Annotated in this window: 18 protein-coding genes; 9 read left to right on the top strand and 9 right to left on the bottom strand. The window is 63.8% G+C overall.

Going from position 1 to position 18,649, the window contains the following annotated elements; translation table 11 throughout:
• Positions 1 to 35: 35 nt before the first annotated feature.
• Both EJ074_RS04195 and hutC read left to right on the top strand, forming a co-directional pair.
• The gene (locus tag EJ074_RS04195) at positions 36 to 1,391 is read left to right on the top strand and encodes a formimidoylglutamate deiminase (RefSeq protein WP_095808421.1); all 1,356 of its coding nucleotides are present in this window, start codon (positions 36 to 38) and stop codon (positions 1,389 to 1,391) included.
• Positions 1,392 to 1,396: 5 nt separating this feature from the next.
• Positions 1,397 to 2,143, top strand: a complete 747-nt coding sequence (hutC, locus tag EJ074_RS04200) for a histidine utilization repressor (protein ID WP_165350043.1) — start codon at positions 1,397 to 1,399, stop codon at positions 2,141 to 2,143.
• A 44-nt stretch (positions 2,144 to 2,187) separates the two neighbouring features.
• On the opposite strand, the gene EJ074_RS04205 is transcribed toward hutC, so the two are convergent.
• A complete protein-coding gene (locus tag EJ074_RS04205; protein WP_095808396.1) occupies positions 2,188 to 2,532 on the bottom strand; it encodes a RidA family protein in 345 nt (114 codons plus the stop codon).
• A gap of 232 nt (positions 2,533 to 2,764) precedes the next feature.
• Between EJ074_RS04205 and aztA the strand changes: the two genes are divergently transcribed.
• The 4 genes from aztA to EJ074_RS04225 all read left to right on the top strand — a co-directional run bounded on the left by aztA (position 2,765) and on the right by EJ074_RS04225 (position 5,923).
• Entirely contained in the window at positions 2,765 to 3,589 is an 825-nt protein-coding gene (gene aztA / locus EJ074_RS04210) for a zinc ABC transporter ATP-binding protein AztA (protein WP_095808397.1), read from the top strand.
• Positions 3,589 to 4,464, top strand: a complete 876-nt coding sequence (aztB, locus tag EJ074_RS04215; RefSeq protein WP_095808398.1) for a zinc ABC transporter permease AztB — start codon at positions 3,589 to 3,591, stop codon at positions 4,462 to 4,464. Before aztA ends, aztB begins: the two co-directional genes overlap by 1 nt.
• Before the next feature lie 30 nt (positions 4,465 to 4,494).
• A complete protein-coding gene (aztC, locus tag EJ074_RS04220; RefSeq protein WP_095808399.1) occupies positions 4,495 to 5,436 on the top strand; it encodes a zinc ABC transporter substrate-binding protein AztC in 942 nt (313 codons plus the stop codon).
• Between the two features lie 148 nt (positions 5,437 to 5,584).
• Positions 5,585 to 5,923: a TIGR01244 family sulfur transferase gene (locus tag EJ074_RS04225; RefSeq protein WP_095808400.1), complete on the top strand. Its 339-nt coding sequence runs from the start codon at positions 5,585 to 5,587 to the stop codon at positions 5,921 to 5,923.
• Between the two features lie 179 nt (positions 5,924 to 6,102).
• Here EJ074_RS04225 and EJ074_RS04230 read toward each other — a convergent pair whose 3' ends face one another.
• Together EJ074_RS04230 and EJ074_RS04235 are read right to left on the bottom strand one after the other, a co-directional pair.
• Positions 6,103 to 7,197 (bottom strand): ISAs1 family transposase, encoded by a 1,095-nt coding sequence (locus EJ074_RS04230; RefSeq protein ID WP_245454792.1) that lies wholly within the window; start codon positions 7,195 to 7,197, stop codon positions 6,103 to 6,105.
• A gap of 130 nt (positions 7,198 to 7,327) precedes the next feature.
• Entirely contained in the window at positions 7,328 to 7,795 is a 468-nt protein-coding gene (locus tag EJ074_RS04235) for an Lrp/AsnC family transcriptional regulator (protein WP_095809133.1), read from the bottom strand.
• A 137-nt stretch (positions 7,796 to 7,932) separates the two neighbouring features.
• On the opposite strand from EJ074_RS04235, the gene hppD reads away from it, so the two are divergent.
• Positions 7,933 to 9,048, top strand: a complete 1,116-nt coding sequence (gene hppD, locus EJ074_RS04240) for a 4-hydroxyphenylpyruvate dioxygenase (protein ID WP_095809134.1) — start codon at positions 7,933 to 7,935, stop codon at positions 9,046 to 9,048.
• A gap of 22 nt (positions 9,049 to 9,070) precedes the next feature.
• On the opposite strand, the gene EJ074_RS04245 is transcribed toward hppD, so the two are convergent.
• From EJ074_RS04245 to hmgA, 4 genes are read right to left on the bottom strand one after another with little or no spacing between them, the layout of a single operon-like run.
• Entirely contained in the window at positions 9,071 to 9,607 is a 537-nt protein-coding gene (locus EJ074_RS04245; protein ID WP_095809074.1) for a DinB family protein, read from the bottom strand.
• Positions 9,608 to 9,623: 16 nt separating this feature from the next.
• On the bottom strand, positions 9,624 to 10,637 hold the full coding sequence (locus EJ074_RS04250) for a fumarylacetoacetate hydrolase family protein (RefSeq protein WP_095809075.1): 1,014 nt from the start codon (positions 10,635 to 10,637) through the stop codon (positions 9,624 to 9,626).
• The gene (locus EJ074_RS04255; RefSeq protein WP_245420663.1) at positions 10,634 to 11,530 is read right to left on the bottom strand and encodes an MBL fold metallo-hydrolase; all 897 of its coding nucleotides are present in this window, start codon (positions 11,528 to 11,530) and stop codon (positions 10,634 to 10,636) included. The genes EJ074_RS04250 and EJ074_RS04255 overlap by 4 nt, the downstream gene beginning before the upstream one ends.
• Positions 11,527 to 12,840, bottom strand: a complete 1,314-nt coding sequence (hmgA, locus tag EJ074_RS04260; protein ID WP_095809135.1) for a homogentisate 1,2-dioxygenase — start codon at positions 12,838 to 12,840, stop codon at positions 11,527 to 11,529. The genes EJ074_RS04255 and hmgA overlap by 4 nt, the downstream gene beginning before the upstream one ends.
• A 126-nt stretch (positions 12,841 to 12,966) precedes the next feature.
• Between hmgA and EJ074_RS04265 the strand changes: the two genes are divergently transcribed.
• Complete coding sequence (locus tag EJ074_RS04265; protein WP_095809076.1) at positions 12,967 to 13,410, top strand: MarR family transcriptional regulator; 444 nt, start codon at positions 12,967 to 12,969, stop codon at positions 13,408 to 13,410.
• A gap of 192 nt (positions 13,411 to 13,602) precedes the next feature.
• On the opposite strand, the gene tdh is transcribed toward EJ074_RS04265, so the two are convergent.
• Together tdh and EJ074_RS04280 are read right to left on the bottom strand one after the other, a co-directional pair.
• The gene (tdh, locus tag EJ074_RS04275) at positions 13,603 to 14,637 is read right to left on the bottom strand and encodes an L-threonine 3-dehydrogenase (protein ID WP_095809077.1); all 1,035 of its coding nucleotides are present in this window, start codon (positions 14,635 to 14,637) and stop codon (positions 13,603 to 13,605) included.
• A gap of 218 nt (positions 14,638 to 14,855) precedes the next feature.
• Complete coding sequence (locus EJ074_RS04280; RefSeq protein WP_095809137.1) at positions 14,856 to 16,043, bottom strand: glycine C-acetyltransferase; 1,188 nt, start codon at positions 16,041 to 16,043, stop codon at positions 14,856 to 14,858.
• 302 nt (positions 16,044 to 16,345) lie between these two features.
• On the opposite strand from EJ074_RS04280, the gene EJ074_RS04285 reads away from it, so the two are divergent.
• Entirely contained in the window at positions 16,346 to 18,415 is a 2,070-nt protein-coding gene (locus tag EJ074_RS04285) for an EAL domain-containing protein (protein WP_095809078.1), read from the top strand.
• Positions 18,416 to 18,649: the final 234 nt, after the last annotated feature.

Below are 18,649 nucleotides of genomic sequence, written 5' to 3' on the forward strand. Positions count from 1 at the left end.
ATATCGTCGCTCAAAGCTCAGATTCGGAGATGGACGTGACGGCGATCTTTGCGGAACAGGCGCTGCTGGCAGAAGGTTGGCAAGCCAATGTGCGGATCGTTTTCGACAGCGGCCGCATTGGTGCCGTCGAGGCCGGCGCCTCACCGCAGGCCGACGACGAACGCCATGCCATTCTGTTGCCCGGCATGCCCAATCTTCACAGCCACGCCTTCCAGCGCGGCATGGCGGGTTTGGCCGAGTTGCGCGGCCCCTCGGCCGACAGTTTCTGGAGCTGGCGCGAGGTGATGTACCGCTTCGCGCTGTCGATGACGCCGGACCAGGTCGAGGCGGTCGCGGCGCAGCTTTATGTCGAGATGCTGGAGGCCGGCTTCTCGCGTGTCGGGGAGTTCCATTATCTGCATCACGACCGTGACGGGCGACCCTATGCCAACATCGCCGAGATGGCGGAGCGGATCGCGGCCGCCGCCGCGGAGGCGGGCATCGGACTGACGTTGCTGCCGGTCTTCTACGCCCACTCCACCTTCGGCGGCAGCGCGCCCACCGAGGGCCAGCGGCGATTCATCAATGATATCGACAGCTTCGGGCGCTTGCTTGAAAAATGTCGTGAAAGCGTTCGCCTCCTTGAGCAGGCAGTCGTCGGCGTCGCACCGCACAGCCTGCGCGCCGCAACGCCGGACGAACTCAACGCTGTCGCGGCGATGGCGCCGCATGGCCCAGTCCACATCCATATCGCCGAGCAGATGAAGGAAGTGCAGGATTGCGTTGCCTGGTCGGGCGCGCGGCCGGTCGAATTCCTGCTCGGCAACGCCTCGGTGGACGAGCGCTGGTGCCTGATCCATGCCACGCATATGACCGAGGCCGAAACCATCGCCATGGCCAGGAGCGGCGCGATCGCCGGACTGTGCCCGATCACCGAGGCCAATCTCGGCGACGGCACTTTTGCCGCGCCGCTGTTCGTCGAGCATGGCGGCCGCTTCGGCGTCGGCTCCGATTCCAATGTGCTGATCGGCCTGCCGGACGAGCTCAGGCAGCTCGAATATTCGCAGCGCCTCGCCCACCGCGCGCGCAACGTGCTGGCGCGCGCCGGCGGTTCCACGGGGCGCGCGCTGTTCGATGCCGCAGCCGATGGCGGCGCCCAGGCGCTCGGGGCCGGACCGTCGCATATCGCGGTGGGTGCTCCCGCCGACCTTGTTTCGCTCGATGCCGGCGATCCCTCGCTGGCGGGCAAGAGCGGCGATGCGATCCTCGATGCCTGGATCTTCGCCAATGGCAGCAGCGTCGATTGCGTCTGGGTGCATGGTCGAAAGCAGGTCAGCGGCGGTCGGCATGCCAAGCGTGAGGCCGTGGCCGAGCGGTTCCGCCGGACGATGACGGCGCTTTCGGAGGGCTGATGTCGATGAGCTTGGTCGAAGTGACGGAGATGGAGGATGGCGAGAGCATCTCGCTGCACCAGCGCATCCTCTCCGACATACGCGAAAAGATCGTCTCCGGCGCCTGGGCGCCTGGCCACCGCATTCCGTTCGAGCACGAGCTGACGGCTGAATACAAATGCTCGCGCATGACGGTGAACAAGGCGCTGTCGCAACTCGCCAAGTCGGGACTGATCGAGCGGCGACGGCGTTCGGGAAGCTTTGTCCGCCAGCCGCAATCCCAAGCCGCGGTGCTGGAAATCCATGACATCAGGATCGAGGTGGAAGCGCTTGGCCTGCCCTATCGCTATGAGCGGCTTGAGCGGGTGAAGCGGCGCAGCAGCGCCGAGGACCGCGCCTTGCTTGGGCTCTCCACCCCGGGTCCGGTGCTATGGTTGGAAAACCTGCATTTTGCCGGCGAAAGGCCGTTTGCGCTGGAGCAGCGCCTGATCAATCTCTCGGCGGTTTCCGAGGCGACCGAGGAAGAGTTTCTCGCCATTGCCCCCGGGCCGTGGCTGATCGGGCGCGTGCCGTGGAGCGAGGCCGAGCACCGCATCCGCGCCATGGCGGCGGACGACAATATCGCCGACGCGCTCGACATCGATCCCGGCGCGCCCTGCCTGGTGGTCGAGCGCCGCACCTGGAGCGCCGAGCACCCGGTCACCCATGTGCGCTTCATCTATCCGGCGGAAAGCCACACGCTCGTGGCAAGGTTCACCCCGTCGCAGGGGTAGCACTTCGCCTTCTCCCCTTGACAAGGGGAGAAGGCAGGCAGCGCTTAGATCGCCGCGGTGATAATCATCTCGACCAGATACTCCGGACCGGCCAGCTTGGCTTCGCCGGTCGCGCGGGCCGGCGTGTGGCCCTGCGGCACCCATTTGTCCCATTCCGAGTTCATCTCGGCGAAGGTGCTCATGTCGGCCAGCCACACGATCGCCTGCAGGATCTTGGTCTTGTCGGTGCCGGCCTGTGCCAGCAACTCGTCGACGGTCTTCAGGATGTCGCGGGTCTGCGAGGCGACGTTGCCGCCGGGCTCGCCGACCTGACCGGCCAGATAGACGGTGTTGCCATGGATGACGATCTGGCTCATGCGCGGGCCAACATCGATGCGACGAATGCTCATTGGGCGTTCCTTCCTGTTGTGGATGGCGCCTCTTTAGAGTCGAGGTGCGCTTCCGGCAAGGCCGGCCGGGATGAAACCAGTTGAGCCAATTGTCCGGCCTCGACCGGACCGCGTACACGGCGAGTTGACCGGGCGCGCCGCAATTCCGCCAGTTGGGCATGTTGACTTATGTAATAACATCACATATCGACTCGACCGCACTGTTTCGCGGATCGCCGCCACGGATCGTCTGATGACCAATGCCTGCCTGACCTTCCGCGACCTGACGCTGGGCTACAACAGCCATCCAGCCATCCATCACCTCAACGGCATTGTCCGCAAAGGCTCGCTGACCGCCGTGGTCGGCGCCAATGGTTCGGGCAAGTCGACGCTGATGAAAGGCATCGTCGGCGTGCTCAAGCCGATGGAAGGCGCGGTCGTACGCGCGCCCGGCGTGCGCACGGCCTATCTGCCGCAGCAATCGGAGCTCGACCGCAGCTTCCCGGCGCGGGTCGTCGACCTGGTTTCGCTTGGCCTGTGGCCGAAGCGCGGCATGCTCGGACGCTACACCAAAGAGGATCGGGAATCCGTCGGAAAGGCGCTGATGGCGGTCGGTCTCGGCGGCTTCGAAACGCGCCCGATCGACACGCTATCCGGGGGCCAGCTGCAGCGCACGCTGTTTGCCCGCGTGCTTCTGCAGGACGCGGACCTCATCCTGCTCGACGAACCCTTCAACGCGGTCGACGCCAAGACCGTCGGCGACCTCATCCAGCTTATCAAGCACTGGCATGGCGAGGAACGCACCATCATGGTCGTCGTCCACGACCTCGATCTGGTGCGGCAGAATTTTCCCGAGACCTTGCTGCTTGCCCGTCAGCCCGTTGCCTGGGGCGAGACGAAAGAGACACTGCGGCCGGAGAACCTGCTCAAGGCACGACGCTTCCACGAGGCCTGGGAAGAGAACGCTCCCTGGTGCGAGCCCAGCGAGCACGATCATGGCCATGACCACGAACATCATGACCACGTGCACACGCATAATCATCATCACGGCCATGGCTCGGGACCGAGGGCGGCGTAATGGAATTCCTCTACGGCCTGTTCATCGCGCCTTTTGCCGACTTCGCCTTCATGCAGCGGGCGTTGTTCGGCTCGCTGATGCTGTCGCTCGGCGCCTGCCCCGTCGGCGTCTTTCTGATGCTGCGGCGCATGAGCCTGTCGGGCGACGCCATGGCGCACGCCATCCTGCCCGGGGCCGCAGCCGGCTTCCTGCTCTACGGCCTTGAAATCCTGCCGATGACCATCGGCGGACTGATCGCCGGCATTATCGTGGCGCTCGGCGCCGGTGCCGTTTCGCGCTTCACCATCCAGCGCGAGGACGCCTCGATGGCCGCCTTCTATCTCATCTCGCTCGCCGTCGGCGTGCTGATGGTATCGATCCGCGGCTCAAGCGTCGACCTCATGCATGTGCTGTTCGGCACGGTGCTGGCGCTCAACAATGAGGCGCTGGCGCTGATCGGCGGCATCGTGGCGGTGACGCTCGCCAGCCTCGCCGTCTTCTGGCGGGCGCTGGTGGCCGAATGCCTCGATCCGCTGTTCCTGCGTTCGGTGAGCCGCATGGGCAGCCCGGTGCATTTCATCTTCCTCGGGCTGGTCGTGCTCAATCTGGTCGGCGGTTTCCAGGCGCTCGGCACGCTGCTGTCGGTCGGGCTGATGATGCTGCCGGCGGCTTCTGCCCGCTTCTGGACGGTGCGGGTCGAGCCGATGTGCGTGCTGGCGGTGCTGATCGGCTTTGCCTCCTGCATCGCCGGGCTGCTTTTGTCCTATCATGCGTCACTGCCGTCCGGCCCGGCGATCATCCTGTCGGCCGGCGTCGTCTATTTCTTCTCGATCCTGTTCGGCTCGCGCGGCGCGCTGCGCGCCCGCATTGTGCATCACCGCCACCGGACCGCCTGATCCCGCCTACCCAAGCAAGGAGACTTACCAATGCTGAAATCCATCCGTGCCGCGCTGGCGGTGAGCGTTATAACATTAAGCGCTTTCGCAGCCTCCTCGGCCGTCGCAGCGCCGCTCAAGGTGGTGGCGAGTTTCACGGTGATTGCAGACTTGGCGAAAAATGTCGGCGGTGATCGCGTCAACATCACCACCATCGTCGGCCCGGATGGTGACGCGCATGTCTATGAGCCGAGCCCGGCGGACGCAGTGGCGATGGCGGGCGCCGACGTTGTGCTGGTCAACGGCCTGCATTTCGAAGGCTTTCTGCAGCGCCTGGTCGACGCCAGCGCCACCAAAGCCGTGATCGTCACCCTGACCAAGGGCGTCACGCCGATCGACTTCAAGCCGGAATTCGCCGATGCGGATGCTGCCGAAGGTGCCGGCACCAGCAGGGGCAAGACCGTCACAGATCCGCACGCCTTCCAGTCGATCGCAAACGCCAGGATCTATGTGAAGAATATAGCCGACGCCTTCTGCGCCGCCGACAGCGAGGGCTGCGACAGCTACAAGGCCAACGCCGCCACCTACGCCACCAAGCTCGATGCGCTGGAAGGCGAAGTGAAGGCGGCGATCCAGTCGATCCCTGAAGCGAAGCGCGTGGTCATCACCTCGCACGACGCCTTCGGCTATTTCGAGCACGAATACGGGCTGACCTTCCTGGCACCGCAAGGCATCTCGACCGATTCCGAGCCGTCTGCCGCCGACGTCGCCAAGCTGGTCGAGCAGGTCAAACAGGACAAGGCCGCGGCGATCTTCATCGAGAACATCACCAATCCGCGGCTGATCGAGCAGATCGCCGGCGAGACCGGCATCAAGGTCGGCGGCACGCTCTATTCGGATGCGCTGTCCGGACCCGACGGCCCGGCCTCGACCTATATCGACATGATGCACAACAACATTACGCAGATTAAAGGCGCGATCCTCGGCAGCTGAGCGGCATCGCGTCAACCGGGCCCATGTTGGCCCGGTTGGATTTTCGGGTCCGGGATCGCTATTTGGCAGAGAAATCTTCCGGCATGCATTGCCGCCCCTGCCCGGGAGTGGCAAAACTGCCGCCAAAGAGATCGCGAGGACGATTATCATGGAATACCGCCAGATCAGCGAGGATTACTCGGTCGCCGGGCAGATCCAGCCCGACGACATCGCCGCCATCAAGGACGCCGGCTTCAAGAGCGTGATCTGCAACCGGCCGGACAACGAGCAGCCGGGCCAGCCGTCGGCCGGCAGCGTCAAGGCCGCAGCCGAGGCCGCGGGGCTGGCGTTCCGCTTTATCCCGGTGATCAGCGGCCAGCTCACCATGGAGAATGTCGAGGACCAGGCCGCCGCGCTCGAGGAGCTCGAAGGGCCGGTCTTCGCCTACTGCCGCTCGGGGGCGCGCTGCACCAATCTTTATGGGCTGATCCAGCAGCAGCGGGGGTGAAAGCTTGGCGCATTGGCGAGAGCCAATTCCGCAGTTGGCGATCCTTCGCGCCCCCTCTGTCCTGTCGGACATCTCCCCCACGGGTGGAGAGATTGGCAGCGTTGGCGACGGCGCCATTCCCTGACGTTGGCGATTGGCGAAAGCCGGCGTGACTTCGATCTCCCCCCTCGTGGGCAGGGCTATCGCATATGAGTAAGCGCCTGGATGAGGTAGTCGTCATTCCAGGCGCATTTCTTGATGCGGTGGCTAATGGGGACTTTGTCGACATCGGCGCCCTGAAGGATGTTTCTGGCGATGCGGTTGAGGAGCGCGGTGTTGGCGGGAGCATTGTCCTTGCGGGCGCGGGATTGATCCTCGTCCAGATGGACGTCGAGCATCCAATGCAGCCCATTCTCGATCTGCCAATGGGCTCTTGTGAGTTCGAGCGCCTGTTGCGGTGATAGCAATGTGGAAGCCATGAACAGGCGCGTCAGCGGCTTGGTCTGGTCGCGCCGGCTGGTGATGCGGATGAAGGCTTTGTGACCGGGCATCAGCGGTTCGGCCGCCGCCACGACCTCGGCCTGCCGCCATTCGCTGCGGCCATGGCTGGTTTCAGTCCGCTCCGCGACAGCGGGGGTGATCTCGGTCAGTTGTTGCTTGGCGTGAGCAACCCAGTGCCGGCGGTTTCCTTTAAGCGCGAGCAGGTAGTCGCCGCCGCGTTCGGTGATGGCCTTTGCCATGCGCGTGTGACAGTGGAGCGCATCGGCGGTGACCATTCTGCCAGTAAGATCAATGAGTTCGACGACCCTGAGGGCTGCCTCGACCTCGTTCTCTCCGGCGCCGGGCGATACCGCCGCCAGACACAGCCGCGTCTCGGCGGCGAAGGCTGACACCGTCAGCGGCGGACTGGCCGCAAGGCCCTTCTCATAGGCTCGCCGCAGCGCCTTGCCGTCGAGCGAGACCACCTCCTCGCAGGCACGCGCGAAGCCCGCGGCAAAGGCGGCGAAAGCACGGCCGAACGCCTCTGGATCCAGCAGCCGCAACAGCCGCGAGAAGGTGTCGTGGCTGGGCGCCACCTCATATTCGATCAACCGCGACAGCGCCTGCTTGCGCTCTTGCGCGAACAACGAGAACTCCGTCGCATTGCTCGCCCCGCACAGGCTCGCCGCGATCATCATCACGATCAAATCGCCAAGCCGATGCGTGGCATTGCCGGCGCGCGGATCGGGCAGCGCGCCAAAATAGCTCTCAAGGCTGGAAATGGCAGTCTCTCCTTCGTTCGACTGCCTGCCCAAAGAATCCCTTCTCAGGCCAACTTCAAGTCCCAAAAAGCCATATGCGATTCCCCTGCCCTCGTGGGGGAGATGTCCGGCAGGACAGAGGGGGCGCTGTCCCGCCGTCACATCCAACAAAGATCTCCGCAAACTAAATCGGCAGCGCGCCGGTTTCCTTCAGCGTTTCGAGCACGATCGCCGTCTTCACATGCTGCACAGACTCATGCGGCAAAAGCACCCCGTTGACGAACTCCGACAGTGATTTGAGATCGAGCGTCACCACCTTAAGGATATAGTCCATCTCGCCGGTCAGCGCGTGCGCTTCCTGCACCTCGGGCAGGCGCGCCACCAGTTCGCCGAAGCGGCGGGCATTGTCACGGTTGTGGGTGGCCAAGGTCACCGAGATGACATTGACCAGCGAAAAGCCGAGCCGATCGCGGTCGAGCACGGCGCGATAGCCTTTGATGTAGCCGTCTTCCTCCAGCCGTTGGCGGCGGCGCGAGCATTGCGAGGCCGAGAGGTTCACACGTTCCGAGAGATCGTTGTTGGTGAGCCGCGCATCGCCTTGCAACAGCGCCAGTATCTTGCGATCGAATTGGTCAAGTCGCGCATCATCCACGGATTTTCCTCCATCCATGCATGTTTCGCGCATATCTTCAGCATTTCAAGCAGCTGAATGCAAGCACCGTGCGGCCCTGCGGCGCTATCATAGGCGAAGATGGCCTCGATCGGCCGCAACAGCATTGGAGGACTGCCATGGGCCCCTTCCCGCACGACGCCCCGCCCGCCAGGATCAGCAAGGCGAATCCCGCCGGCACCGATGGCTTCGAGTTCGTCGAGTTCGCGCATCCGGAGCCGGCGAAACTCGCCGATCTCTTCACGCGCATGGGCTATGTCGCGGTGGCGAAGCACCGCAGTAAGGACATCACCGTCTGGCGCCAGGGCGACATCAACTATGTCGTCAACGCCGAACCCGGCTCGCATGCCATGAAGTTCGTCGACAAGCACGGCCCCTGTGCCGCATCGATGGCCTGGCGCGTGGTCGACGCCAAGCATGCTTTCGACCATGCCGTATCGAAGGGCGCTACCCCCTATGAAGGCAAGGACAAGGCGCTCGACGTGCCGGCGATCGTCGGCATTGGCGGCTCGCTGCTCTATTTCATCGAGACCTATGGCGAGAAGGGCTCGGCCTATGACGCCGAGTTCGAGTGGCTGGGCGAGCGCAATCCCAAGCCCGAAGGGGTCGGCTTCTACTACCTCGACCACCTCACCCACAATGTCTATCGCGGCAGCATGGACAAGTGGTGGGACTTTTATCGCGACCTGTTCGGCTTCAAGCAGATCCATTTCTTCGACATAGACGGCAGGATCACCGGTCTGGTCAGTCGCGCCATCACCTCGCCCTGCGGCAAGATCCGCATTCCGCTGAACGAGTCCAAGGACGAGACCAGCCAGATCGCCGAGTATCTGAAGAAGTACAATGGCGAGGGCATCCAGCACATCGCCGTCGGCACCGACGCGATCTACGACGCCACCGACAAGCTCGCCGCCAACGGGCTGAAGTTCATGCCCGGTCCGCCCGACACCTACTATGAGATGTCGCACACCCGCGTGCACGACCATGACGAGCCGATCGAGCGGATGAAGAAGCACGGCATCCTGATCGACGGCGAAGGCGTCGTCGACGGCGGCACGACCAAGATCCTGCTGCAGATCTTCTCCAAGACCGTGATCGGTCCGATCTTCTTCGAGTTCATCCAGCGGAAGGGCGACGAAGGCTTTGGCGAGGGCAATTTCCGCGCACTGTTCGAGTCGATCGAACAGGACCAGATCAAGCGCGGCGTGCTGAAGGTGGACGGCAAGGCAGCGTAGGTCCCGCAAGACGTCGAGCGGCTCACAACCCCAGCCGCTCGACCTCGTCCTTCCTGAGTTTCAGATCGTAATCGAGCAAAAACTCATCCAATTGCGGCGGCGCAACCGAGGTGCCGGAGAGCATCGCGTGGACTTGGCCGCGATGATGGATGTCGTGCAGGAAGACGTGAGCGAGGATATCGCCGATCCGTTCGGGGATCATGCCGTCCTCGCGGCGGTCGGTGATGACGCGGCGGTCGAGATCCGCCTCCAACAGTCCGTCGCAGAAGGCGACAAGCCTGCGGTCGAAATCGACCTGTGCCGCCGCCAGGCTTGCCGCTTCGTCGAAGGGCACGAAGTCGTCGTAGGCCGCGGCGCCGAGCCCGCCACCCGTCAGGAAATCGAGATAGAGATGATCGACCGCCAGAATGTGGTTGAGCGTTTCCCTGATCGAGGGAAAGAAGCTGGTGCGCTTGGCCTCGAACTCGCCCGGTCGAAGCGCCAGGACGGCACGGTAGAGCCGGTCGTTCGACCAGAGATTGTTGCGCGCCATGCGGCGCAGGTGGTCGAGCAGGGTCATCCGCCCGGACTCTCCCTCACCTCTCGTATTTCTCGACCTTCTGCTCGATGGCGCCGAAGATCGAATGGCCGGCCTTGTCCTTCATCTCGATGCGCACCGTGTCGCCGAAGCGCAGGAAGGGCGTCTTCGGTTCGCCGCTCTCGATGGTCTCGATCATGCGCAGTTCGGCGATGCAAGAATAGCCGGCGTCGCCGGCCGAGACCGGCTTGCCGGGTCCGCCGTCGAGCTTGTTGGAGACGGTGCCGGAACCGATGATGGTGCCGGCGGTGAGCGGCCGGGTCTTGGCGGCATGCACGATCAGTGCCGGAAAATCGAAGGTCATGTCGATGCCGGCATTGGCGCGGCCGAAAGGCTTGCCGTTGAGGTCGGCAAGCAGCGGCAGGTTGACCTTGCCGCCATCCCAGGCGTCGCCCAGCTCGTCCGGCGTCACCGCGACGGGCGAGAAGGCGGATGAGGGTTTCGACTGGAAAAAGCCGAAGCCTTTTGCCAGTTCCGGCCCGGTGACGGCGCGCAGCGTCACGTCGTTGACCAGCATGATCAGGCGAATCGCATCCCTTGCCTCGTCCTGCCCGGCGCCCATCGGCACGTCGTCGACAATGACGGCGACCTCGGCCTCCATGTCGATGCCGAAGGCCTCGTCGGCCATGCGGATCGGATCGCGTGGCGGAATGAAGGAGTCCGAGCCGCCCTGATAGATCAGCGGGTCGGTCCAGAAGCTCGCCGGCATCTCGACGCCGCGCGCCTTCCGCACCAGCTCGACATGGTTCACATAGGCCGAGCCGTCCGCCCATTGATAAGCGCGCGGCAGCGGCGAATGCGCGTCATGCTCGTGGAAACGCGCCGAAGGCACGGCGTTGGCCTCGAGCGATTCCGCCATGGCCGCCAGATGCGGCGAGATCCGCCGCCAATCATCGAGCGCGGCCTGCAGCGTCGGCACCAGGAAGGAGGCGTCGGTGAACCGCGTCAGATCGCGCGAGACCACGACCAGCTTCCCGTCGCGCGTCCCGTTCTTCAATGTGGCAAGCTTCATGCGGTTTCCTCTCCTGACGCGGCCTGGTCGCCGCTTAATCGTACAACAAGGCCGTCGCGGGCGATCGTCAAGTCGCCCGGCCATGTTTTCCTGACGGCGGCGATCCAGTCGGCCTCGCCGATCGCGGGATCGTCGGCCGGAATGAGGTGATTGAGCACCAGCCGCTTCACGCCGGCATCGCTGGCGACGCGGCCTGCTTCTTCGGCCAGGCTATGGCTGGCGAAGAGATGCTCGCGTAGCCGCGCGCCGTTGCCGGTCCTGGCGACCAGCCGTTCGACGCCCGCTTCCAGCATGGCTTCGTGGACGAGAATGTCGGCGCCGCGGGCAAAATCGCCCAGGGGCGGGAAGAATGCGGTGTCGGCGGAGAATACCACGCTCCTGCCGCCATGATCGAAGCGCAGCGCGAAGCAGTCGGTCACCGGCGGATGGTCGACGCGCAGCGCCGCTACCGTGAGGCCGCGCTCCTCAAGCACCGTGCCTTCGCCGAACTCCTCGACCGAAACCAGTCCGCGGATATCCGGCCGGCCCTCGTCGACGATGCGGATTTCGATGTCGAATTCCATCGCCTGGCAGAAGTGCTGCCAGCAATGTCCGGTGCCCGGCGGCCCGTAGACGGTCACCGGGGTCGCCAGACCCGCCGTCCAGGCGGTGTGGATCAATGGGCCGAGTTCCAGCACATGGTCGGAATGGAGATGCGTGATGAAGATCAGGTCGAGCGCCTTGAGGCTCACCCCGGCATCGGTCAGGGTGCGCGTGACACCCAACCCGCAATCGAGGACGATCACGCGCCCGCCGATCTCCAGCAGCGACGAACTCGGCCAAGGGCCGCCAGGACGAACCGCCGGCCCGCCCTTGCAGCCGAGAAGGACGAGGCGCTCCGCCGTCTCGCTCAAGACCAGTCGCCCTCGGGCGTGCCGTTGAAGCGCTTCTTCAGTTCGGCCCAGCAGTCGATGTAATTGTCCTGCCGCGTATCGAGCTCGGCGGCATAGCGGGTCAGCATCTGCGGGAATCGGGTCTCGAACATGAAGGCCATGGTGTTGTCGAGCTTGACCGGTTTCAAGTCCGCTCGGCTGGCTTTCTCGAAACCTGGCGCATCCGGCCCGTGCGCCAGCATCAGATTGTGCAGGCTGATACCGCCAGGGATAAAACCTTCCTCCTTGGCATCGTACTGGCCGTGGATCAGGCCCATGAACTCGCTCATGATGTTGCGGTGGTACCAAGGCGGGCGGAAGGTGTTTTCCGCCACCAGCCAGCGCGGCGGGAAAATGACGAAGTCGACATTGGCCGTGCCCTCCTCGCCGCTCGGCGCCGTCAGGACCGTGAAAATCGACGGGTCCGGATGGTCGAACAGAATGGCGCCGACCGGCGAAAATGTAGCAAGATCATACTTAAACGGTGCGTAGTTGCCATGCCACGCGACGACATCCAGCGGCGAATGGCCGATCTCGGTGACATGGAACTGGCCGCACCATTTGACGATCAGCCGGCACGGCGTCTCCTTCTCCTCAAACCAGGCGCAGGGCGTCTTGAAGTCGCGCGGGTTGGCGAGGCAGTTGGCGCCGATCGGGCCGCGGTCCGGCATGGTGAACTTCGCGCCATAGTTCTCGCAGACATAGCCGCGCGCCTCCTGGTCGGTGAGCTCGACCTTGAAGACCAGGCCGCGCGGCAGCACGGCGATCTCGCCGGGCCTTAGCTCGATGATGCCCATCTCGGTGACGAAGCGCAGCGCCCCCACTTGCGGCACGACCATCAGTTCGCCGTCGGCGTTGAAGAAATGATCATCGACCATCGAGCGGTTGGCGACGTAGACATGTGCCGCCATGCCGGATTGGCCGAGCGCGTCGCCGGCGGTGGTCATGGTGCGCATGCCGGAAACGAAGTCGGTCGGCTCGCTGGGCATCGGCGCCGGGCTCCAGCGGTACTGACCGAGCGCGAGCTCGTGGTCGCCGACATTCGGCGCGGTCTTCCATAGAGGATAGTTCGCCGCCTTGAAGCGGCCGGTGTGCCTGACGCTCGGCCGAATGCGGTAAAGCCAGGAGCGCTCGTTGGTGCCGCGCGGCGCGGTGAAGGGCGAGCCGGAAAGCTGCTCGGCATAGAGGCCGTAGGCCGGCCGCTGCGGCGAGTTGCGCCCCTGCGGCAGCGAGCCGGGCAGCGTCTCGGTCTCGAAATCGTTGCCGAAGCCCGGCATGTAGGAAAAGCCCATCCGATCCTCCCTGATCCCGGACTGCCGCTTTCCAGCGTGGCCTTCCGGGACGTTGACCAAACTGGTTTCATTTGTAACCATTGAAAATGTAACTATCAACGGCGAACGCCGCCCTCGGTGGTTTTGATGGAACCGGAAATCCTCGAACTCGAAAGCTTCCTGCCCTACAGGCTCTACCGACTCGCCGATGCCGTCAGCCGCGAGTTCTCGCGCATCTATAAGGAGCGCCACGGGCTGACTCGGCCGGAATGGCGCACGCTATCAGGGTTGGGCCAGCGCGGCACGATGACGGCGACGGAACTCGGCGAGCAATCGGCCATGCACAAGACCAAGGTTTCGCGGGCAGTGGCGGAGTTGGAGCGGCGGCGGTGGCTGACGCGCACACCTGACGAGACCGACCGACGCGTCGAGCATCTGACGCTGACCAAAGCAGGGCTCGCCGTCTATCGCGAGATGGTGCCGCTGGCGAAAGCGTTTGAAAGGGAGTTGCTGGCGAGGGTGAGCGCGGAAGAGCGGGCGGCGATTATAAGTGGGGTGGCGGCGCTGGAGAGGGCTTTGTCTGCTTCGTAGCGATCCTTCACACCCCCCTCTGTCCTGCCGGACATCTCCCCCGCACGGGGGGAGATTGGCAGCTTCCCTGACAGCGCCGCTCCTGCAACGTCGGAGATTGGCGAAAGCCGCGCGACAGTTGATCTCCCTCCTTGCGGGGGAGATGGCCGGCAGGCCAGAGGGGGGTGCTGTCCCGCCGGCGTTTCTAATGAGCTACCAATCCATCACCACCTTGCCCGAACTGCCGCTCCGCATCGCATCGAACCCGACCTGAAAATCGTCGATGCCGATGCGGTGCGTGATCAACCCGGAAACATCAAGCGGACCCTGCACCAGGGCAATCATCTTGTACCAGGTCTCGAACATCTCGCGGCCGTAGATGCCTTTGAGATGCAGCATCTTGAAGATGACCTTGTTCCAGTCGATCTCGAAGCCGGTCGGCGCGATGCCGAGGATGGCGATCTTGCCGCCATTGTTCATGGTGTCGATCATGTCGCGGAAGGCAGGGGCGGCGCCCGACATCTCCAGCCCGACGTCAAAACCTTCGGTCATGCCGAGCGCCGGCATGACGTCGCGCAGCTTCTCTTTCGAGGCATCGACGACATGCTGGACGCCGAGCTTCCTCGCCAGCTCCAGCCGCACCGGATTGATGTCGGTGATGACGACTTTCCGGGCGCCGACGCATTGCGCCACCAGCGCGCCCATGATGCCGATAGGCCCAGCGCCGGTGACCAGCACGTCCTCGCCGACCAGATCGAAGGACAGGGCCGTATGAACCGCATTGCCCAGCGGATCGAAAATGGCGGCGATCTCATCCGGCACGTCATCGGGGATCGGCACGACATTGTGCTGCGGGATCACCAGGTACTCGCCGAAGGCGCCGGGGCGGTTGACGCCGACGCCCAGCGTATTGCGGCACAGATGCCCCCTGCCCGCGCGGCAGTTGCGGCAATGGCCGCAGACGATATGTCCCTCGCCGGAGACGCGCTGGCCGACCTTGTATTCGGTGACCTCCGCGCCGTAGTCGGCAACGGTGCCGACAAACTCATGACCCGTCACCATCGGTACCGGCACCGTCTTCTGTGCCCACTGGTCCCAATTGTAGATGTGGACATCGGTGCCGCAGATCGCCGTCTTCTTGACCTTGATGAGAACGTCGTTGGGGCCGATCTCCGGCACCGGCACCTCTTCCATCCAGATGCCCGGCTCGGCCTTGGCCTTCACCAGCGCCTTCATCATGTTGGACATGAGACTCTCCAAAGGCTGCAAACGCTCGCGTTCCCTCGCGCCCCCCTCTGTCCTGCCGGACATCTCTCCCACTTGGGGGGAGATTGGATGTCACGAAGACCTTCGCCAATCTCAAACGTGGAAGAAAGGCGCTGGCGCCAAAGCTGCCGATCTCCCCCCTCGTGGGGGAGATGTCCGGCAGGACAGAGGGGGACGCCGTAGAAAGCAAGCATTCGCTATTATCCGACTATTCCGAGTTCCTTGCCGACTTCGCCAAAGGCCTCGACCGCGCGGTCGATATCGGCGCTGGAATGGGCGGCCGACATCTGGGTGCGGATACGCGCCTGGCCCTTCGGCACCACCGGGAATGAGAAGCCGATGACATAGATGCCGCGCTTCAGCATACGCTGCGCCATCTCCTGCGCCAAAGCCGCATCGCCAAGCATCACCGGAATGATCGGGTGCTCGGCGCCCGCCAGCGTAAAGCCGAGCTTGCCCATCTGAGACCGGAAATGTTGCGCGTTGGCATAGAGGCGCTGGCGCAGCGCATCGCCGTTGCGGATCAGTTCGAACACTTTCAGCGAGGCACCGGCGATCGCCGGCATCAGCGTGTTGGAGAAGAGATAGGGCCGCGAGCGCTGGCGCAGCCAGTCGACCACCTGGCGTTTGCCCGACGTATAGCCGCCGGACGCGCCGCCCAGGGCCTTGCCGAGCGTGCCGGTGATGATGTCCACCCTGCCCTCGACACCGCAATGCTCGGCCGAGCCGCGGCCGTTCCTGCCGACGAAGCCGACCGCATGGCTGTCGTCGACCATCACCATGGCATCGTATTTTTCCGCCAGATCGCAGACCCCTTGCAGGTTGGCTATGATGCCGTCCATCGAGAACACGCCATCGGTGGCGATCAGCCGGAAGCGGCAGTCCTTCGCCTCCTTCAGCCGGGCCTCCAGATCGGTCATGTCATTATTGGCGTAGCGGAAGCGCTTGGCCTTGCAGAGCCTGACGCCGTCGATGATCGAGGCGTGGTTCAGCGCATCCGAGATGACGGCATCGTCCTCGCCGAGCAGGGTCTCGAACAGGCCGCCATTGGCGTCGAAGCAGGAGCCGTAGAGGATCGTGTCCTCCATGCCGAGAAAGGACGAGATGGTGGCTTCGAGCGCCTTGTGCTCCTCCTGCGTGCCGCAGATGAAGCGCACCGACGCCATGCCGTAGCCGTAGCGGTCGAGCGCCTGTTTGGCCGCCTCGCGCAGGTCAGGGCTGTCGGCGAGGCCGAGATAGTTGTTGGCGCAGAAATTCAGCACCCTCTGGCCACCGACCTCGATTTCGGCCGATTGCATGGAGGATATGACCCGTTCGGATTTATAGAGCCCCGCCGATCTCAGCCCTGCGAGTTCTTTGTCGATGTGGGATAGGAAGGCTGCGCTCATGATCCGGCCCTGTTCGCTTCGAGGCGGACTGTCGCGCCGTGGATGAGAAAAATCCATCGCAAAAGCGACCGCTTCGGCGACTTCGCGAAAGCCGGGCCGCAGTTCATCGTGCCAGCGCGATGGGAGATGCATTCAAAATGCGCGGGCCGGGAAACGCCATAATAACCATTCCGGCAGCTTTGTTCTGCAGCCGCGATGAGCGCGCAGCCTGTATGCCTAGCTATTAACCCTTTCAGGTCAAAGGTCTTCCCGCCATCGAAGCCATGGCCAGGATTCTGAAGGGCGGGAGGGATCAACCAGCTATGTCGCAGCAGCCAGTGCACAGCGTTTCGCGCAAGCTGGTTCTGCTGATCAAGAGCGGCTACTGGCTGGCCCTGACGATCATCGCCGCCATGGTGATGGCCGCTTTCATCCTGCTGCAGCAGATGATGGCGGCGCAGCAGCACAACGACGCGCTGCTCAACATCGTCAGCACGCAAAAGGCGCTTTCGCAACGGATCGTCTTTCTCTCCGGCGCAACGGGCGCTGCCGGGCAGGACAAGCAGCCGGCCCTGGTCGCCGCGCTGAAGCAGGCCACGCAGGAATTCGAAACGAATTACGATCTGCTGCTGGACAAGACCGGCGCCGATCCGATCTCGCGGGCGCGTTTCGATCCCAAGTCGATCGAGAATGTGCTGTTCGGCAAGCCGTTCCATCTCGACTATTTCTCCGTCGGCCTGATCGCCAACGGCAAACGCCTGATCTCATCGTTCGAATCCCGGCTTGCGACTGGCAGCGACGGTTACAAGGGAGGTGCCGAGCGCGTCGATCTCGACGCTTCAGTGGCGAATGCGACGCTGGCCGGCTATGCAGCACTCGGCCAGCGCATCAGCGCGTTTGGCCAAGAGCGCTCCAGCCAGTTGCTGGATCTGCATCGGACCTTGTTCTTCGCCACCCTTGGCGTCATCTTGCTGGTTGCGCTGTTCATCTTCCGGCCGATGTCCAAGGCCATCCTGCGCAAGACGCACGAGCTGGTCGACGCGCGCAATTCGATGGCCTTCATCGCCGTGCATGACGGGCTGACCGGCCTGCACAACCGCACCTTCCTCACTGACCATTTCGACACGCTGATCAAGGGCGCGCACCGCCGCCGCGAGCGCCTGGCAGTGATCCAGCTCGACCTCGACCGCTTCAAGCAGATCAACGATTCTCTGGGGCACGCGGCGGGCGACTATGTTCTTGTCGTCACCGCCCAGCGCATGCGCGATTCCTGCCGCGCATCGGATCTGTGCGTGCGGCTCGGCGGCGACGAATTCGTGATGATCCTCAACGGTGCCGGCACCACCGAGGACATCCATATGCTGGCCAAGCGGATCATCGGCCAGATCAACGAACCGATCACCTTCCAGGGCACGACCATCCTGCCCGGTGCCAGCGCCGGCATTGCGGTCTACCCGGTCGATGCCGAAAACGCCCAGGACCTGCTCGTCCATGCCGATCTCGCGCTCTATTCCGCCAAGAAGATGGGCGGCGGCAGCTTCTCCTTCTTCTCCGAGGAGCTGCGGCGCGAGCTCGACTACCGCAAGCAACTCGAGCAGGACATTCGCACCGCCATCGCGGAAAAGACTTTCGAGGTCTATTTCCAGCCGCAGGTATCGCTCACCAGCGGCAAGATCAGCGGCATCGAGGCGCTGGTGCGCTGGAAGCATGCGTCGCGCGGCATGATCTCGCCGGGCGAGTTCATCCCGGTCGCGGAAAAATGCGGCTTCATGCCGGATATCGGCCGCATCGTCATCACCAAAGCCATCAACGAAGCGGCCGAATGGGACCGCGCCGGCATCGATTTCGGACGCATCGCCGTCAACGTCTCGGGCACCGAGCTGCGCGAACCGGATTTCGACACCTTCCTGTTCGGGACCCTGGAACGGGCCGGACTAGCGCCGCAGAAGCTGTCGCTGGAAATCGTCGAATCCGTCATCCTCGACGACGAGAAGACGGGCATCGCCGCCAAGCTCAGGCATATCCGCGCCGCCGGCGTGCATCTCGAGCTCGACGATTTCGGCACCGGCTATGCTTCGCTCAGCCATGTCAATCCGAACGAGATCGACCGGCTCAAGATCGACCGCCGCTTCGTCCAGAACATCAACGAGAATGGCGACAACACCAAGATCGTGCGCGCCATCACCGAGCTTGCCCGCGGGCTCGGCATCTCGATCGTCGCCGAGGGCGCCGAGACCGAAGCCGAACTGGACTCGCTGATGGCCATCGGCTGCGACCAGGTGCAGGGCTATTCCATCGCCTTCCCGATGCCGCAGGACAAGGCGCGCGAATGGCTGCTGGCGCGCAGCCCGAAGAGAGCGAAGCTGAAGGTGCTGCAGGGCAACCTCGCTTAGGCCGGCCGAGCAACTGGTTAGCCGCTACTGATCCTGTCTCCTGTTCTAGCTCCAACAATCGCGCGGCGTGGCGCCAATGCAGAGGTTGTGCAAGCCTCGGATCGGCGCCAGAAAATTGCAAAACTGGCAGACCAAGTCCAGCCCGCCAGCGCGGTCGTCGCTGGTTGTCGTGTTCCTGCCGTTTAATTCGCGCGCCAGAATCCTGCTGCTCCCGCTTCCATTTCACGCATCGCA

Source organism: Mesorhizobium sp. M3A.F.Ca.ET.080.04.2.1 (assembly GCF_003952525.1).
GTDB lineage: Bacteria > Pseudomonadota > Alphaproteobacteria > Rhizobiales > Rhizobiaceae > Mesorhizobium.

Bases quoted from the DNA above. Each gene is read 5' to 3' on its own strand.
- hutC (WP_165350043.1), top strand. From the start codon at position 1,397: ATGAGCTTGGTCGAAGTGACGGAGATGGAGGATGGCGAGAGCATCTCG.
- EJ074_RS04205 (WP_095808396.1), bottom strand. From the start codon at position 2,532: ATGAGCATTCGTCGCATCGATGTTGGCCCGCGCATGAGCCAGATCGTC.
- aztA (WP_095808397.1), top strand. From the start codon at position 2,765: ATGACCAATGCCTGCCTGACCTTCCGCGACCTGACGCTGGGCTACAAC.
- aztB (WP_095808398.1), top strand. From the start codon at position 3,589: ATGGAATTCCTCTACGGCCTGTTCATCGCGCCTTTTGCCGACTTCGCC.
- aztC (WP_095808399.1), top strand. From the start codon at position 4,495: ATGCTGAAATCCATCCGTGCCGCGCTGGCGGTGAGCGTTATAACATTA.
- EJ074_RS04225 (WP_095808400.1), top strand. From the start codon at position 5,585: ATGGAATACCGCCAGATCAGCGAGGATTACTCGGTCGCCGGGCAGATC.
- hppD (WP_095809134.1), top strand. From the start codon at position 7,933: ATGGGCCCCTTCCCGCACGACGCCCCGCCCGCCAGGATCAGCAAGGCG.
- EJ074_RS04245 (WP_095809074.1), bottom strand. From the start codon at position 9,607: ATGACCCTGCTCGACCACCTGCGCCGCATGGCGCGCAACAATCTCTGG.
- EJ074_RS04250 (WP_095809075.1), bottom strand. From the start codon at position 10,637: ATGAAGCTTGCCACATTGAAGAACGGGACGCGCGACGGGAAGCTGGTC.
- hmgA (WP_095809135.1), bottom strand. From the start codon at position 12,840: ATGGGCTTTTCCTACATGCCGGGCTTCGGCAACGATTTCGAGACCGAG.
- EJ074_RS04265 (WP_095809076.1), top strand. From the start codon at position 12,967: ATGGAACCGGAAATCCTCGAACTCGAAAGCTTCCTGCCCTACAGGCTC.
- tdh (WP_095809077.1), bottom strand. From the start codon at position 14,637: ATGTCCAACATGATGAAGGCGCTGGTGAAGGCCAAGGCCGAGCCGGGC.
- EJ074_RS04280 (WP_095809137.1), bottom strand. From the start codon at position 16,043: ATGAGCGCAGCCTTCCTATCCCACATCGACAAAGAACTCGCAGGGCTG.
- EJ074_RS04285 (WP_095809078.1), top strand. From the start codon at position 16,346: ATGTCGCAGCAGCCAGTGCACAGCGTTTCGCGCAAGCTGGTTCTGCTG.